The 15,963-nt window shown below is 43.9% G+C and carries 15 protein-coding genes; 13 read left to right on the top strand and 2 right to left on the bottom strand.

Features of this window, described 5'->3' with window-relative positions; genetic code table 11:
* Nucleotides 1-125: 125 nt before the first annotated feature.
* The 5 genes from BMW86_RS05435 (at nt 126) to lpxB (ending at nt 4,093) form a co-directional block, all read left to right on the top strand.
* The gene (locus BMW86_RS05435) at nt 126-1,016 is read left to right on the top strand and encodes an ABC transporter ATP-binding protein (RefSeq protein WP_089779709.1); all 891 of its coding nucleotides are present in this window, start codon (nt 126-128) and stop codon (nt 1,014-1,016) included.
* 8 nt (nt 1,017-1,024) lie between these two features.
* Nucleotides 1,025-1,804 (top strand): ABC transporter permease, encoded by a 780-nt coding sequence (locus BMW86_RS05430; protein WP_089779707.1) that lies wholly within the window; start codon nt 1,025-1,027, stop codon nt 1,802-1,804.
* Nucleotides 1,805-1,871: 67 nt separating this feature from the next.
* Nucleotides 1,872-2,642 (top strand): 5'/3'-nucleotidase SurE, encoded by a 771-nt coding sequence (surE, locus tag BMW86_RS05425; protein ID WP_177189161.1) that lies wholly within the window; start codon nt 1,872-1,874, stop codon nt 2,640-2,642.
* 17 nt (nt 2,643-2,659) lie between these two features.
* Complete coding sequence (locus BMW86_RS05420) at nt 2,660-2,965, top strand: hypothetical protein (protein ID WP_143056490.1); 306 nt, start codon at nt 2,660-2,662, stop codon at nt 2,963-2,965.
* 30 nt (nt 2,966-2,995) lie between these two features.
* Nucleotides 2,996-4,093: a lipid-A-disaccharide synthase gene (gene lpxB / locus BMW86_RS05415; protein ID WP_089779700.1), complete on the top strand. Its 1,098-nt coding sequence runs from the start codon at nt 2,996-2,998 to the stop codon at nt 4,091-4,093.
* Here lpxB and BMW86_RS33280 read toward each other — a convergent pair.
* Complete coding sequence (locus tag BMW86_RS33280; protein WP_317042615.1) at nt 4,077-4,241, bottom strand: DUF6728 family protein; 165 nt, start codon at nt 4,239-4,241, stop codon at nt 4,077-4,079. The genes lpxB and BMW86_RS33280 overlap by 17 nt on opposite strands.
* A gap of 150 nt (nt 4,242-4,391) precedes the next feature.
* On the opposite strand from BMW86_RS33280, the gene BMW86_RS05410 reads away from it, so the two are divergent.
* The 7 genes from BMW86_RS05410 (at nt 4,392) to BMW86_RS05380 (ending at nt 13,216) form a co-directional block, all read left to right on the top strand.
* Nucleotides 4,392-5,843, top strand: coding sequence for an alpha-L-fucosidase (locus tag BMW86_RS05410; RefSeq protein ID WP_089779698.1), 1,452 nt, complete (start codon nt 4,392-4,394; stop codon nt 5,841-5,843).
* Between the two features lie 291 nt (nt 5,844-6,134).
* Complete coding sequence (locus tag BMW86_RS05405) at nt 6,135-6,869, top strand: response regulator transcription factor (protein ID WP_089779696.1); 735 nt, start codon at nt 6,135-6,137, stop codon at nt 6,867-6,869.
* 64 nt (nt 6,870-6,933) lie between these two features.
* A complete protein-coding gene (locus BMW86_RS05400; protein ID WP_089779694.1) occupies nt 6,934-7,593 on the top strand; it encodes a 2'-5' RNA ligase family protein in 660 nt (219 codons plus the stop codon).
* A 47-nt stretch (nt 7,594-7,640) separates the two neighbouring features.
* Entirely contained in the window at nt 7,641-9,893 is a 2,253-nt protein-coding gene (locus BMW86_RS05395) for a RelA/SpoT family protein (protein WP_089779692.1), read from the top strand.
* Nucleotides 9,894-10,049: 156 nt separating this feature from the next.
* Nucleotides 10,050-11,339, top strand: a complete 1,290-nt coding sequence (locus BMW86_RS05390; RefSeq protein WP_089779690.1) for an adenylosuccinate synthase — start codon at nt 10,050-10,052, stop codon at nt 11,337-11,339.
* Nucleotides 11,340-11,446: 107 nt separating this feature from the next.
* Nucleotides 11,447-11,908 (top strand): hypothetical protein, encoded by a 462-nt coding sequence (locus tag BMW86_RS32735; RefSeq protein ID WP_177189160.1) that lies wholly within the window; start codon nt 11,447-11,449, stop codon nt 11,906-11,908.
* Nucleotides 11,909-12,019: 111 nt separating this feature from the next.
* Nucleotides 12,020-13,216 carry an anthranilate synthase component I family protein gene (locus BMW86_RS05380; protein WP_255372853.1) on the top strand — a complete coding sequence of 399 codons (1,197 nt, stop codon included), beginning with the start codon at nt 12,020-12,022 and terminating at the stop codon, nt 13,214-13,216.
* 2 nt (nt 13,217-13,218) lie between these two features.
* On the opposite strand, the gene BMW86_RS05375 is transcribed toward BMW86_RS05380, so the two are convergent.
* Nucleotides 13,219-14,145, bottom strand: a complete 927-nt coding sequence (locus BMW86_RS05375; RefSeq protein ID WP_089779686.1) for a TIGR01777 family oxidoreductase — start codon at nt 14,143-14,145, stop codon at nt 13,219-13,221.
* A 254-nt stretch (nt 14,146-14,399) separates the two neighbouring features.
* Between BMW86_RS05375 and BMW86_RS05370 the strand changes: the two genes are divergently transcribed.
* Complete coding sequence (locus tag BMW86_RS05370) at nt 14,400-15,917, top strand: hypothetical protein (protein WP_089779684.1); 1,518 nt, start codon at nt 14,400-14,402, stop codon at nt 15,915-15,917.
* The last annotated feature ends 46 nt before the right edge of the window (nt 15,918-15,963 follow it).

The raw sequence follows: 15,963 nt of genomic DNA, 5'->3' as shown, positions 1-15,963 counted from the left end.
TAATAGGGGGGACAAAATACAAATATCTGATAGCGTAATAGTGCTATCATATAATCTGACAGCAATAAAAGCTAATAAGGATCATTTTATTTCATATTTTGTCCCCCTGTATAAAACACCCAAATATGCCTATCCTTTCCCTGCAGAACATCTCCAAGAAGTATGGTCCTGTACAGGCGCTTTCACAGGTGTCTTTCGATGTTCCCCCCGGTAGCGTATTCGGTATACTTGGCCCCAATGGTAGCGGAAAAACTACCCTGCTGAGTATTGTCACCGACGTACTCAGTGCCGACGAGGGTTCTTTTACCTTATTCGACCAGCATCCTTCCGCAAAGCAGCGCCGCAACATCGGTACACTGCTGGAAACGCCTAACTTCTATCATTACCTCTCTGCCTACAGGAATTTGCAGGTAGTAGCAGGTATCAAACAAAAAAGCGAAAAAGATATTCCGAGAGTACTGGAACTGGCCGGGTTAACTGCCCGTCAGCATTCTGCTTTTAAGACCTATTCATTAGGGATGAAGCAAAGGCTGGCCATTGCATCTGCTTTATTGGGAGACCCTGATGTGCTGATTTTAGATGAACCTTCCAATGGACTGGATCCTGTAGGTATATCAGAAGTGAGAATCCTGGTGAAACAACTGGCACAAGCCGGTAAGACGATCATCATGGCCAGTCATCTGCTGGATGAAGTGGAAAAGGTATGTACGCATGTAGCTATCCTCAGAAAAGGGAAACTGCTGTTGTCCGGGCCTGTGAATGCAGTAATTACCAGGGATGATTTCCTGGAGGTAGGCAGTGCGGATAATAAAGCGCTGAAAGCGGTTATTGAAAAACATCCGGCTTTTGTACAATTATCTGCCACACCGGAAGGGCTGCTGCAGGTGATCTTTAAAGAAGCGGTAGATCCTGCGGGGCTGAACAACTGGTGTTCACAGCAGGGTATCTGGCTGAGTCATTTACAGGTGAGAAGAAAGAGTCTGGAAACAGCATTCCTGGAGTTAACCAATAACTAACAATCCCTATGTTACAAATCATTAAAATAGAATGGCTGAAAGTAAAGACCTATCGTACTTTCTGGATTTTACTGGGATTGGCGGTAGTCATTATCCCGGCCTCTAATCTTCTGGTACAGGATATTACCAGCCGTATCCCTAAACAGGTACAAACCCTGCTGGGTACTTCGGCCTACGATTTCCCGCTGGTATGGCAGTCTGTAGCCAATGTAAACTCATATACCTCTGCTATTTTTGCTTTATTGCTGCTTACACTGGTGACAAACGAATTCACCTTTAAAACCCATAGGCAGAACGTCATTGACGGCTGGGACAGAAAGGAATTCGTGTATTCCAAACTGTTCTGGGTACTGGCATTATCGGTGACTGCATTTGTAGTATCTGTATTAACCGCCCTGTTTTTCGGGTTCTTTTATGGTACATCTGCATTTAATATGGAAGGTTTTTATTACCTGGGATATTATTTTCTGCAGGTATTATTATCATTGTGCCTGGCTTTGCTGACAGGTATACTGGTAAAAAGGGCCGGGCTTGCCATCGTATTATATTTAGGTTATGTGATGATCTTTGAACAGTTGCTGGTGGTAACGCTTAAGCGCTTCTGGGGAAGTGTGGGAGGCCTGCTGCCCCTGCAAACCGCAGATGAACTGTTACCCTTTCCGCTAATAGGTAAGATGTTGCCGGGTGTACAACAATACGACAATATGGTGTACCTGATTGCGTTATTAGGATATATTGCAGTAGCATTGTGGCTGATATTCAGAAGATTACTGAAAGCCGATATTTAGGTCTATTAAATTAATTTAACATTCTTTATCAACGTAATATATTCAATACATATTAAATTTGTACAACGTGGCAGAGGAAAAGATCATACTGGTAACTAATGATGATGGTGTAACAGCTCCGGGTATCCGTGCGCTGATAGAAGCAGTGAGCCCCCTGGGCAGAGTGGTGGTAGTAGCACCGGATAGTCCACAGTCGGGGCAGGGGCATGCCATTACTATTGGAACACCATTAAGATTAGAGCCTGTAACTATTTTTGAAGGGATAGAAGCCTGGCAATGTTCCGGAACACCGGTAGATTGCGTAAAACTGGCCCGTGCCAGGATATTACACCGCCTGCCGGACATCTGTGTAAGCGGCATCAATCATGGCGCCAATCATTCTATCAATGTGATCTATTCCGGTACAATGTCTGCCGCGATGGAAGCAGCTATAGAAGGAGTACCTTCTGTAGGGTTTTCCAGTCTGGATTACAGCTATGAACAGGATTTTGTTTTATCAAAGAAAGTAGCGTTTACGATAGCGAAGAAGATGCTGGAAACTCCATTACCCGTAGGGACGTTATTTAATGTGAATATCCCGATGGCCGCAGAAGATGAGTTTAAAGGCATTAGGGTTTCCCGTCAGGCAGATGCCAAATGGGTAGAAGCCTTTGATGAACGCAGAGATCCACGTGGGAAGAAATATTACTGGCTCACAGGAGAGTTTGTAAACAGAGACAAAGGAGAAGATACGGATGTGTGGGCATTAGCCAACAACTATGCATCACTGGTACCTGTGCAGTTTGATCTTACAGATTATAAGCTGAAAAAACAATTAGAGGCCGAATGGACGTTCTGACGGCTCAAAACTACAATATGTTAAAGAAGGATCATCTAGGATTAGGTATCGTGTTAGGTTTGCTGACACCATTTGTTACGTTTTTTATTTACTACCTCCTGGCAGTATATATGCCCTATCACCGCGGACTGAGTGAATTTGTACAGATTCTGCTCAGCAACCGGCAAATGCTCCCCAAAATAATCAGTATCTGTTTGCTGTTCAATGGCGCTGTGTTTTATATCTATACCCGGCAAAGAAAAGATCTGACTGCTAAAGGGATCTTCCTTGTTACCATGTTATATGCGATCACTATCATATTACTTAAGCTATTACATGGTTAACTATATTTGCTGCGGGTTTAATGTGAAAAAATGAAGTATTACATCATAGCGGGGGAAGCTTCCGGCGACCTCCATGGCAGCAATCTTATCAAACAATTAAAACGACAGGACCCCTCCGCAGACATTCGTTGCTGGGGAGGAGATCTGATGCAACAGGCCGGTGGTACCCTGGCGAAACATTACAAAGATCTGGCCTTTATGGGCTTTATCGAGGTAGTGATGAACCTGCGCACCGTACTTCGTAACCTGGAATTCTGTAAGAAGGATATACAGGCATATCAACCCGATGTACTTGTACTGATAGATTATGCAGGCTTCAACCTGCGTATCGCCGAATGGGCAAAACCACTCGGTTATAAAATCATCTTCTATATCTCTCCGCAGGTATGGGCCTGGAAAGAAAACCGGGTAAAGAAGATTAAAAAGAGTGTGGATAAGATGTTGTGCATCCTGCCTTTTGAGCAGGACTTTTACAAAAAGTGGGATTATGAAGTAGAGTATGTAGGTCACCCGCTGATAGAAGTGATAAAAGAAGCAAAAGAAGAAAAGGTATTGCCTTTCTCTGACAAGCCGGTGATTGCTATATTGCCGGGTAGCCGTCGCCAGGAAGTAAGTGTGAAGCTGCCTATTATGCTCACGATGGCAAAACATTTCCCGGAATACCAGTTTGTAGTAGCACAGGCCCCCAGTCTGGATGATGATTTCATGCAGGGGCTCACAGGAGCACATACGAACGTTTGTACCGTTAAAGGAAAAACATACCCCTTATTGCGCCAGGCAAAAGCGGCGCTGGTCACCTCCGGTACAGCCACACTTGAAACCGCGTTATTTGGTGTGCCGGAAGTAGTGTGTTACAAAGGGAGTGCGATCTCCTACTTTTTAGCTAAACGACTGATCAAAGTAAAATATATCTCCCTGGTAAACCTGATCATGGATAAACTGGTGGTGCATGAACTGATCCAGGACGATCTGACCGAAGAAAATTTGCTGAAGGAACTCACATTATTGCTGAAGGATGAGGCTACGCGTGTGCGGTTACAGGCAGATTATACAGCCCTCTGGACAAAACTGGGCGAAAAGAATGCCAGCCGCCGTGCCGCAGAAGTGATTATCAGTGCCGCTTCGTAAATAAGCGTATACACATGATAATGATAGCAATCAGGAACACGATAATAGATATCCTGTTCATCCCATGCATCATGGATACGTACCGTGATTTTGGTGCATTTGGGTCCTTCTTCCCTATATACAGATAACGCAGAAATTGCTGCCACATACTTTTCATGGTACAAAGATAACTGCGGAAAGGTAATATTATACACGAAACAGGTAAAGGACAATAAGTTCCTGAGTGATAATGTGCATTACTTTGTAGACACCTCCATCAACTGAAACTAAACTATTAGATACATTTTAAAAATTAATCATGCGAAAACTACTAATGTTATTAAGTGGTGCGATAATGGCATTTTCCACGGCCAGCGCACAGGAGAAAATGCCTCCTTACATCCCTGAGACGGACAAGGCCGTATTGCAGAAACTGGATGAATGGAGCGACTGGAAATTCGGGATGCTGATCCACTGGGGTACTTACTCAGAACTGGGTATAGTGGAATCCTGGAGTATTTGCCCTGAAGATGAAGGGTGGACACAGCGCCAGCCTTATGGCATTCCTTACTTCGAGTATGTGAAAAAATATGAGGCATTAAAGTCTCAGTTCAATCCTACTAAATTCAATCCTGAGAAATGGGCGAAAGCTGCTAAGGGCGCAGGTATGCAGTACGTAGTATTCACTACGAAACACCATGACGGGTTTTGTATGTTTGATACTAAACAGACAGACTACCGCGTAACAGCACCGGATTGTCCTTTCAGTAAAGATCCCCGTTCCAATATCGCTAAAGAAGTATTTGAAGCATTCCGTAAGGAAGGCTTACATGCCGGCGCTTATTTCTCAAAACCAGACTGGCACTGCCAGAATTACTGGTGGGATTATTTCCCGCCTAAAGACAGGCATGTGAATTATGATATCACTAAATATCCTGATCGCTGGAAAAAGTATAAAGAATATACTTACAACCAGATAGAAGAACTGATGAGTGATTACGGTAAGATAGATATCCTGTGGCTGGATGGTGGATGGGTTCGCCCACGTAAGCAGTCTGAAAAGAAAGCAGCAGATATTACTGCCGCAGAAACAGATGGCAGACCACTCAAACAGGATGAAGATATTGACATGGCCGGCATTGCTGCTATGGCACGTAAACACCAGCCAGGACTGATCGTGGTAGACCGTGATGTACATGGTCCTTTCGAGAACTACCGTACACCGGAACAGCAGATCCCTGCCAAACCACTGGATTATCCATGGGAAACCTGTATGACAATGGCGAACTCGTGGTCATATGTACCGAACGATACTTATAAACCTGTAGAGAAGATCATTCACAACCTGATAGATATAGTAGCAAAAGGTGGTAACTACCTGTTGAATGTAGGTCCGGGACCAGATGGACAACTGCACGATGAAGCCTATACTACCATGACAGCCATCGGTGAATGGATGAATGTGAATGGAGATGCTATCTATGCAACAAAAGCTGTTGCTCCGTATAAAGATGGTAAAGTATGTTTTACCCGTAAAAAGAACGGAAATGTATATGCGATCTATTTGCTGGATAAGGGAGAAAAACTGCCTGCCACTATTTCTTTCAGTGGTCTGAAACCTGCAAAGGGAGCTAAGCTGAGTATGCTGGGCGCAAAAGATAAATTATCATGGAAAGTTATTGGGGATGGCACACAGATCAGTATTCCTGCGGCATTGCAGAAGAAAGACTGGAAATGTGCGGTAGCTATACAGATCCCCGCGGTAGAATAGCGTTTAACAGTGAATGACAGTGAACAATGAACCGACTGTCGAAAAAAAATGGGTTGCCTTTGAACAGGCAGCCTTTTTTTTTGTTGTATATAAAACCATAAACTGGGAACCTACGAATATGATAGATACTGTTACAATGTCATTCTGATCTTTAGCACCCTGTAAAGCGAAAATCTAAAATCAATAACTTCTTATTAACTAAAGTACATCGCTTTATTCGGCAATATTGCAATGCTATCATAGTGAGTGTCTGTTTTGTTAACTGAAATTGAACCGGATAAACTTTATTGCATGGAAAGTAATGTGCAAATTCTCCTGGCAGAAGATGACTACTATTATGGGAATATCATTAAAAAACAGCTGGAAACGGCGGGTTACACAGTAACGCACTGTATGGACGGCGAAATTGCGTGGAAGAAGTTTCAGCGGGATGATTTTGATTTGTGCATACTGGATATCATGATGCCCAAAAAAGATGGTTTCACACTGGCACAGGAGATACGTAAAAGGAATGGTATGGTACCTATCATCTTTGTTTCATCCAAAGGATTGGATGAAGACCGCCTGAACGGATTCAGGATCGGTGGGGATGATTACCTGGTTAAACCGTTCAGTATCAAGGAACTGGTGATGCGTGTAAAAGTATTCCTGAAAAGGACCTTGCCGAAAGACATACCCTGCGATGGCATTTATAAAATTGGTCATGTGAGATTCAATTATGAAGAAAAAGAACTGACGAGGGACGATAGTGAAGAAGTATTCGCATCACTGACCAAAAAAGAAGCGAAGGTGTTGAAATACCTGGTGGAGAACAGTAACAAGCTGGTGAAGCGGGATGAAATACTCCTGAAAGTATGGGGCAACAGCAGCTTCTTTTCCAGCAGAAGTATGGATGTATTTATCACCCGCCTGAGAAAACATTTTAAACTGGAGGCAGGCATCGAATTAGAAACATTACATAATATCGGAATAAGATTAAATATACCGGAAGAGACAACAACTCCAAGAGACGACAATCGGCAATAACTAACAACAGCAGTGCTTACTTTAATTACCCCCATATTTCATGTTCAACCCCTAATTGTTCAAAATGAACTTTTTTCGAAATAACCAGCCGGGAAAGCCACATTACCCAGCGCGTGATCCCCATCCTAAACAACGTTTCCGTCCCAGGGCCAGCCCAAAGGAAGAGGAGCAAAAGATCTACTTTATTGCCTTACTTCCCAATGCAGAAGTAGGCAAGGAGATCATACGCCTTAAACAGGAATTCGCAGACAACTACGATGCCCGCCAGGCCTTACGCGTATTACCGCATATCACCCTGCAGGCGCCTTTTACAGCTAATCCGGTGATGGAGAATGCATTATGCGCGGAACTGGCAGACTTTGCCGCTGCTCAATCCCCTTTTGATATTCACCTGGACGGATTTGGCGCTATTCACCTGAAAAACAGACGGGTGCTCTATATCCATGTGGAAAAAGACCCAGCCCTGCAAGGACTGCATACCAGACTGATAGCTTTTCTGAGAAAGGAATTTGGATTCAGCACTATGCTAGCACGTTATGGATACAATCCACATATCTCGGTGGCTTTAAATGATCTGAAGAACAGGGAACTGGAAGCCGCCTGGGAAGAATACCACAACAAACCTTTTGAAGCAACCTTTCGTGTGAATAACCTCTACATTTTCAGGCATTCGGGTACTTCCTGGGAAGTATTACAGAAGTGCCGGCTGGGTTCCCCTAAGTAAGGCTAACGCCCGTATTTCCTATGCAATAAAATCGTAACTTTAAGGCAATGGAAACAGTGGCCGTTCAAAAATATAGCCTGGACGAGGAACAGGAAAAGAAAGAGATAGTTCGACATTACCGTGCCTTATTACGCGCTCTTAAACCACGCTTAAAAAAAGGAGACCGCGAACTGGTGCGCACTGCCTTTGAAATGGCAGCCGATGCGCACAAGGAAATGCGGCGTAAATCAGGTGAACCTTACATCTTACATCCTCTTGCGGTAGCGCAGATCTGCGTAGATGAGATAGGTTTGGGTGTACGTTCCGCTATTTGTGCACTCCTGCACGATACAGTAGAAGATACCGAAGTAACCCTGGAAGATATAGAAAGGGCTTTAGGTGCTGAGATATCCCATATAGTGGATGGCCTCACCAAAATCTCTACCGTTATAGATTCCAGTACCAGTACTGCTCAGGCAGAGAATTTCAAGAAAATACTCCTTACGCTGGCAGATGACCCGCGTGTAATACTCATCAAGCTGGCCGACAGGTTGCATAACATGCGTACCCTGGACAGCATGAACCGGGAAAAACAGCTGAAAATAGCCTCTGAAACAGTATTTATCTATGCGCCACTGGCTCACCGCCTGGGCTTGTATAATATCAAGTCCGAGCTGGAAGATCTGGCCATGAAATATACCGAGCAGCAAACCTACCGGGATATTGCCAAACGCCTCAAAGAGACAAAACGTGAGCGTACCCGCTATATCAACGAATTTATCAAACCTATCAAAGAGGTTTTACAGGAAGAGGGCCTGACTTTCGAAATATTCGGCAGACCCAAATCCATACACTCTATCTGGAATAAAATAAAGAAGAAGGGCGTCACCTTTGAAGAGGTATACGATCTTTTTGCCATCCGTATAATTTTAGATACACCGGTAGATAAGGAAAAGTCGGATTGCTGGAAGGTATATTCCATCATCACAGACTTTTACCACCCCAGTCCGGAAAGGACCCGCGACTGGCTCAGTAATCCTAAATCCAATGGTTATGAGGCTTTGCACGTAACCGTGATGGGACCACAGGGTAAATGGGTGGAAGTGCAGATCCGTACCAAACGCATGAACGATTATGCGGAGAAAGGGCTGGCTGCTCACTGGCGCTATAAAGAAGGCAGTAATCAGAATACAAATACAGAATCCAAATTCGATCAGTGGTTTACTCAGATAAGGGAAATCCTGAATAACCCGGATTCCAATACACTGGACTTCCTGGCCGATTTCAAGAGTAATCTGTTTACGGAAGAGATTTATGTGTATACGCCTAAGGGAGACCTTAAGATACTGCCCGTAGGCTCTACAGCGCTGGACTTTGCCTATGCGATCCATAGTGCGGTAGGGAACAAGTGTATAGGCGCTAAGGTGAACTATAAGCTGGTACCACTGAGCCATAAGCTGCGCAGCGGAGATCAGGTGGAGATCATTACTTCCAATAAGCAGAAGCCTACAGAAGACTGGCTGAATTCAGTATTAACAGCCAAAGCCAAGTCCAAGATCAAAGATGCGCTGAAAGAAGAAAAGCGTACCATCGCCATGGACGGGAAGGATGTGCTGGAGCGTAAGCTGGATCATCTGAAGATTAATGCCAGTCAGTATAATATTAATGAGCTGGTACAGTTTTATAAACAACCGTCCCCGCTGGACCTCTACTACCAGATTGCCATCAAGAACATTGACCTGAAAGAATTAAAACAGTTCAATGTACTGGGAGATAAGCTGGAAGCGCCAAGACCGGTAGTCGTAAAACAACCGGAGCATATCTCTGAGGACCATATCAAACACCAGCTGCCATCCAAGAAAGATGCGGAGCTGATCATCTTTGGAGAAAGTTCAGACAAGATTGCCTATAAACTGGCTAATTGCTGCCGTCCGATTCCCGGAGATGATGTATTTGGGTTTATTACTGCCAGTGAAGGGTTGAAGATACATCGTACCAATTGTCCGAATGCAGCGCAATTACTGGCTAATTACGGGCATAGGGTAGTAAAGACCAAGTGGGTGAAGAACAGGGAGATATCATTCCTTACAGGGTTGCGGATTATAGGTATGGACGATGTGGGGGTTATTCATAAGATTACCAATGTTATTTCAGGAGAACTGAAGGTAAATATTGCCGGTTTAACGATCGAGTCCAAGGAAGGGCTGTTTGAAGGGCTTATCAAGGTGTTTGTGCACGACAAGGAGGAGCTGGATGAGTTGTTCGAGCGTTTGAAGAAACTGGATGGTATACAGTCTGTTAGCAGGCTGGAAGACGAGTAAAAAGCACCTTCACATATTTGTAAAAGGCTCCGTTAAGGGGCCTTTTATCATTATATATTCTTTCAATTGATTAGCCAATCTTTCAAACTCGCTTGCTTTCTTCCTTTTTACCCGTAATTTTGCCACTTCTTTTTAAAAATCAATAACAACACACCTATGGTAGATGTTTTGCTGGGCCTGCAGTGGGGCGACGAAGGCAAGGGAAAGATTGTGGATTACTTTGCAGGTAAATATGATGTCATTGCTCGTTTCCAGGGCGGACCTAATGCAGGGCACACTTTATACGTTGAGGGTGAAAAGGTAGTATTACATACCATTCCATCCGGTGTATTCCATAGTAACACTACCAACCTGATTGGGAATGGTGTGGTACTGGACCCTGTTACTTTCAAAAAGGAATGCGATAAGATCACTGCCCTGGGTGTGGATCTGAAAAAGAATCTCTACATTGCTGAAAGAACACATCTCATTGTACCAACGCACCGTGCGCTGGACAAGGCCTCCGAACTGTCTAAGGGCACCGAGAAGATCGGCTCTACCCTGAAAGGTATCGGTCCTGCCTATATGGATAAAACAGGTCGTAACGGACTGAGAGTAGGGGATTTGCTGCGTAAAGACTTTAAAGACCGTTACCAGAACCTAAAGCACAAACATGAGCACCTGCTGGCAGGATATGACTTCTCTGCTGAGGTAAGAAATGAAATAGCTAAAGATATTGCTGACTGGGAAGCTGAATTTTTCGATGGAGTTACGTATCTTAAAGAGATGAATATCGTGAACGGAGAATACTTCCTGAACGAGAAGCTGAAAGCCGGACAAAAAGTACTGGCAGAAGGCGCACAGGGAAGTATGCTGGATGTTGACTTTGGTACTTATCCGTTCGTAACATCCTCCAATACCATCTCTGCAGGTGTATGTACCGGTTTAGGTATTGCTCCGCAGTGGATCAAAGAGGTGATTGGCGTAACAAAAGCATATTGTACCCGTGTAGGTAGCGGACCATTCCCTACAGAACTGCATGATGCTACCGGTGAAAAGCTGCGTGCTGAAGGAAATGAATTTGGTGCTACTACAGGCCGTCCACGCCGTTGCGGATGGATTGACCTGGTTGCTTTGCAATATACGTGTATGCTGAGCGGTGTAACACAGCTGGTAATGACAAAAAGTGATGTACTGGATGCCTTTGATGAGGTATATGCATGTACAGCATATGAAATAAACGGAAAGCAAACGAAAGCGATGCCTTTCCAGTTGAATGATGCTGAGGTGAAACCCATCTGGGAGAAATACAAAGGCTGGAACGATGAAACAGCGGCTAAGAGCAAGCAGTTCAGTGAGTTACCGGCAGAGATGAAAGCTTTTGTGAAGGCTGTGGAAAACTATCTTGAAGTGCCTGTGAAATATGTATCCAATGGACCAGGGCGGGATCAGATACTGCACCAGTAAATTGCAAAAAAATACGACAAAAAATCGGCAAAAAAAATTTGGCTAATACAAAAAACTGTTAAAACTTTACGTCAAAGAAATACGCTAAAGACTTAAGTGAACCTATTATGAAATCAAAATCTGATAACGAAAAAGAGACAAAAAAGACGAGTTCTCCAAAGACTACTAAAGCCACGCCCAAAGCTGCAAGTAAGCCCAAGAAGGACGAGGATGAGGAGGACGATGATGAGCTGGATGAGGAGGAAACTCCCCGTAAGTCTGCTGCTTCAAAAAAATCAGATAAGCCGGCCTCTAAATCAAAACGGAAAGATGACGACGATCTGGATGAAGAAGATGGAGATGGAGTAGAGGACGAAGACGATGATAATTGGGAAAAGGGAGAAGACTCCGAGGACTATGATCCTGACTTTGAGGAGTTTGATATGCCTAAGCCTAAGAACAAACGCGGTCGCCCGGGTAAGAAGGGTGCGGATGATGATGACGATGACCTGAGCATTGATGATGAGTTCAAAGATATGGGCCTGTTCAATGACCGTGGCGGTTTTGACGATGACGACGATGATTTTTAAGCATTAAATGCACGCATTATCAGGATATTTCACGATTTTCCGGTTAATGATCCAACGCTATTTAAACAACAAATGTTGAACTTGGGTAACACGTTCAACATTTGTTGTTTTTTGGACAATAACAATTACGCTTCAATATACCACCAAAACGAAGCCATCCTTGCCGCTGACGCGCTGGATACACTGTCTTGCAATGCCGGCAATGCCTTCTCTGCATTGCAGCAGTACTATGATAAACAACCAGACTGGCTTTTCGGGCATCTGGGATATGACCTCAAAAACGAAACGTTTCACACTCTTCAGTCTTTACATCCTGATCATATCAATTTTCCTGACCTGTTCTTTTTCAGGCCACGCTTTATTATGCAGCTGGAACAGGGCTGTGTGAAGATTGGTGGCTGGGATTTAGACCATACAGGCGCTACATTGATTTATAATCAATGCTTAGCTATGCCGGTGCCTCAGATAACTCATCATTCTTCTCCTGATGCCTCTGCTTATCTGGATAAAGAAGCCTATCTGGAATCTGTAAAGGCCTTGCAAAGGCATATTCTCAGAGGAGATTGTTATGAAGTGAATTTCTGCCGGGAGAATTATATAACGGATGTAGTGGTGAATCCCTTAACATTGTTTCAACGACTGAATAAACTTTCTCCGGCCCCATTTGCGGCTTATTACCGCGTAAATGATAAATACCTGGTATGTAGCAGTCCAGAGCGTTTCATGCAGAAAAAAGGCCCTCTGGTGATTTCCCAGCCCATTAAAGGCACTATCAGACGGGAAGAAGATGAAGCAGCAGATGCATTTAACAAGCAGGCGTTGCTGCAAAACAGCAAGGAAAGAGCAGAAAATGTAATGGTGGTAGACCTTGTACGCAATGACCTGTCACATACAGCTTCTCCGGGAACAGTGAAAGTAACAGAGTTGTTCGGTATTTATTCTTTTGCGCACGTACATCATATGATTTCTACGGTAACGGCTATCCCTGAACCAGGGTTACCTTTTACGGAGATCATCCGGCAGGCGTTTCCGATGGGATCTATGACAGGGGCCCCTAAGCTCAGAGTATTACAACTAATAGAAGAGTATGAAAAAAGCCGCCGGGGATTGTTTTCCGGTGCATTAGGCTATATCACCCCGGAGGGGGATTTCGATTTTAATGTAGTAATCAGGAGTATCCTGTATAATGAGGGAAACAGGTATCTGTCCTTCCCAACCGGTTCCGCTATTACCTATTATGCAGATCCGGAAAAAGAATGGGAAGAGTGCCTGCTGAAAGCAGCCTCCATGAAAAAAATTCTTGAATAGCCTTAGTCTTGCTTTGGAGCAAAGATTTTCTCCATTGCTGCTTTGATAGTCGGATAGGAAAATACAAATCCTGTTTGCTGGATTTTAGCTGAGGAAACGTTACAGCTCTTCAACACTTCTATACTCATCTCTCCAAGCCCTATTTTTAAGGCAAAAGAAGGCACATGTAAGGAAATGAAGCTCTTACCCTTAGCCACTTGTGCCATGGTCATTACAAGCTCTTTATGCTGTACAGGATTAGGCGCTACCGCATTAAAAATACCTTCCAGTTCGTGGTTAACGATGCCACTTAAATAAAGTCTTACCAGGTCATGGATATGGATCCAGCTGATATATTGTTCACCGTTACCCAGAATAGTGGCAAAACCGAACTTCAGTGGTTTATAGAATTCTTTGAGGGCGCCACCTTCCTTACTGAGTGTAATGCCGGTACGCAGGATCACGATCTTCTTTCCCAGCTGTTTCATCTTCAGCACACTTTCTTCCCAGGCCACACAGGCAGTCCCCAGGAAATCGGTTGCAGGGGTATCTGTTTCCACAAAAGCCCGGCCCTGGTCTTCTCCGTAGTAACCGGTAGCAGAAGCGCTGATGACTTTTCTTACTTTATTGGGGTATCTCTCCAGGGTGTCGTATAATAAGGCGGAACTCTGCACGCGGCTGTTCACAATCTCTTTCTTACGGGAGGCAGTCCATCGCTTGTCAGCAACGTTGGCACCCGCCAGGTGTACAATATAATCAGCCTGTTGAAGGGCTTCCACATCTATCGTTTGCCGGGATACATCCCATTGCGCATAGCTGATAAGCGCATTGTCCGGAGCAATGCCTTTGTGGCGGCTCAGGATAATCACCCTGTAGCCAACTTCAGTAAGTAGTCGGGAAAGCGCCCGGCCTACCAATCCGGTACCGCCGGTTATTAATACCGTATCCATGGAGGTATGAAAAATGCGTTTTGTAAGAAATAAACTAAAAGTACACAATTAAATGATGAATGAAATACAGCCAAGATCGCACCAATCTTTTATTTACACTGGTTTTTGCAGTAAGCAAATTTTCGTGTAGGTTTGGTAACAAAATGGAGATAGAAAGACCCTCCACGTTAATTAACGGCTTTCACAATGAATAACAGCCGTTTACCGTTTATATCATAATATATCCTTAACTACATTTTTTAAAATATACAGCAATGCGTATTCTATATCTCTATGCTTTACTGGTTTTATGGAGCGGAGCTGCCATCGCACAGAAGGTAAGCTACACCGATCCTGAAAAAGATGACTATAAAAGCACAGAATTCGAAATTCTCGGTAAAGTATCCGGCAATATCCTTGTTTACAAAAGCGACAGGGGAGATTATGCAGTATCTGTGTACGATAATACCATGCAGCTGAAAGAACGCGTGAAGCTCGACTTCCTGCCCAGGAAGCTGATCAGCGTTGATTTCGTGTCTTATGCAGATAAGATATATATGTTATACCAGTTCCAGCGTAAGGATGCGGTATACAGCTTTTGTGCTACCATGAACGGAGAAGGTAAGTTCAACGACGCTCCTACCATGGTGGATTCTACCCGTATCGGCAATTACACAAAAGAAAATAAAGTATACTCTGTAGAATTCTCGGAAGACAAGAGTAAGATCCTGGTGTACAAGATCAACCAGGATAAAGAGAATGATAACGTGTTCTACACCTTCCTGTACGACAGTGCCTTCCATCTTATCAACAATAGCCGGGTATCATTGCCCATGGAAACAAAGAAGTCTTTCCTTAGCAATTTTAACCTCACTAACAACGGTGACCTGCTGTTTAATAAACTGGAACGTACCAGCAACAGGGATTATATCATCAGTGGAGCCCTGGTTATCAAACGCGCCGCGGTAGATTCTTTTGAACAGGTAGTACTGCAACTGAAAACACAACTGCTGGATGAAGTGAAGATGAAAGTGGACAACAGCAACCACAAGGTACTTGTCACTGCTTTTTATTATAAACAGAAGCGTGGTAACGTAGAAGGTTTATACGTTAGTAAATACGACTACGCACAAAATCAGCCGCTGTACGAAAAAGAAGTACCTTTTTCTCCGGAGCTGAAAGGCAATGCAAAAGGGGAATCCTCTACCAATGCTGCGTTTAATGATTATTTCATCAGACGTATCATCAATACCAAAAATGGTGGGTTCATCGTCACTGCGGAATCTTTTTATACAACTTCGCGTTACCAGCCCTGGAACCGTTGGAACTATATGTATGGAGCGCCTTATGGCATGTATACTCCCTACTATTATTCCCCGTATTCTCCCTGGTACTACAACCCCTGGTATAACAATAACAACAATAACCAGGCAAACCGTTATCATTACGACAACGTAGCCATCCTTTCCCTGGATGATGAAGGTAACCTGCTGTGGAGCAACTTTATACATAAAGATCAGTATGATGACGGGGAAGACCTGTACCTCTCTTATATGATGGTAAACATCGGCAGTGAGCTGCGTTTCCTGTATAATGAGCTGGACAGGCGTAATTACATCATGACAGACGTTGGAGTGGAACCAGACGGACAAAGTAACCGTAAACCTACTTTACGGAACCTGGATAAGGGTTTTGTCTGGATGCCAAGATATGGCAAACAAATAAGCGGGCGTTCCATATTGATACCATGCGTGTACAAGAATTACATCTGTTTTGCTAAAGTAGATTTCTAAAGAAGATAACTTTTGATATAAAAAGGCTCCCTTTGAGGAGCCTTTT

The organism is Chitinophaga sp. YR573, from assembly GCF_900110995.1.
Taxonomy (GTDB): domain Bacteria; phylum Bacteroidota; class Bacteroidia; order Chitinophagales; family Chitinophagaceae; genus Chitinophaga.
The sequence above is the reverse complement of the archived record's forward strand: the minus strand, read 5'-3'. Positions and strand labels throughout refer to the sequence as shown.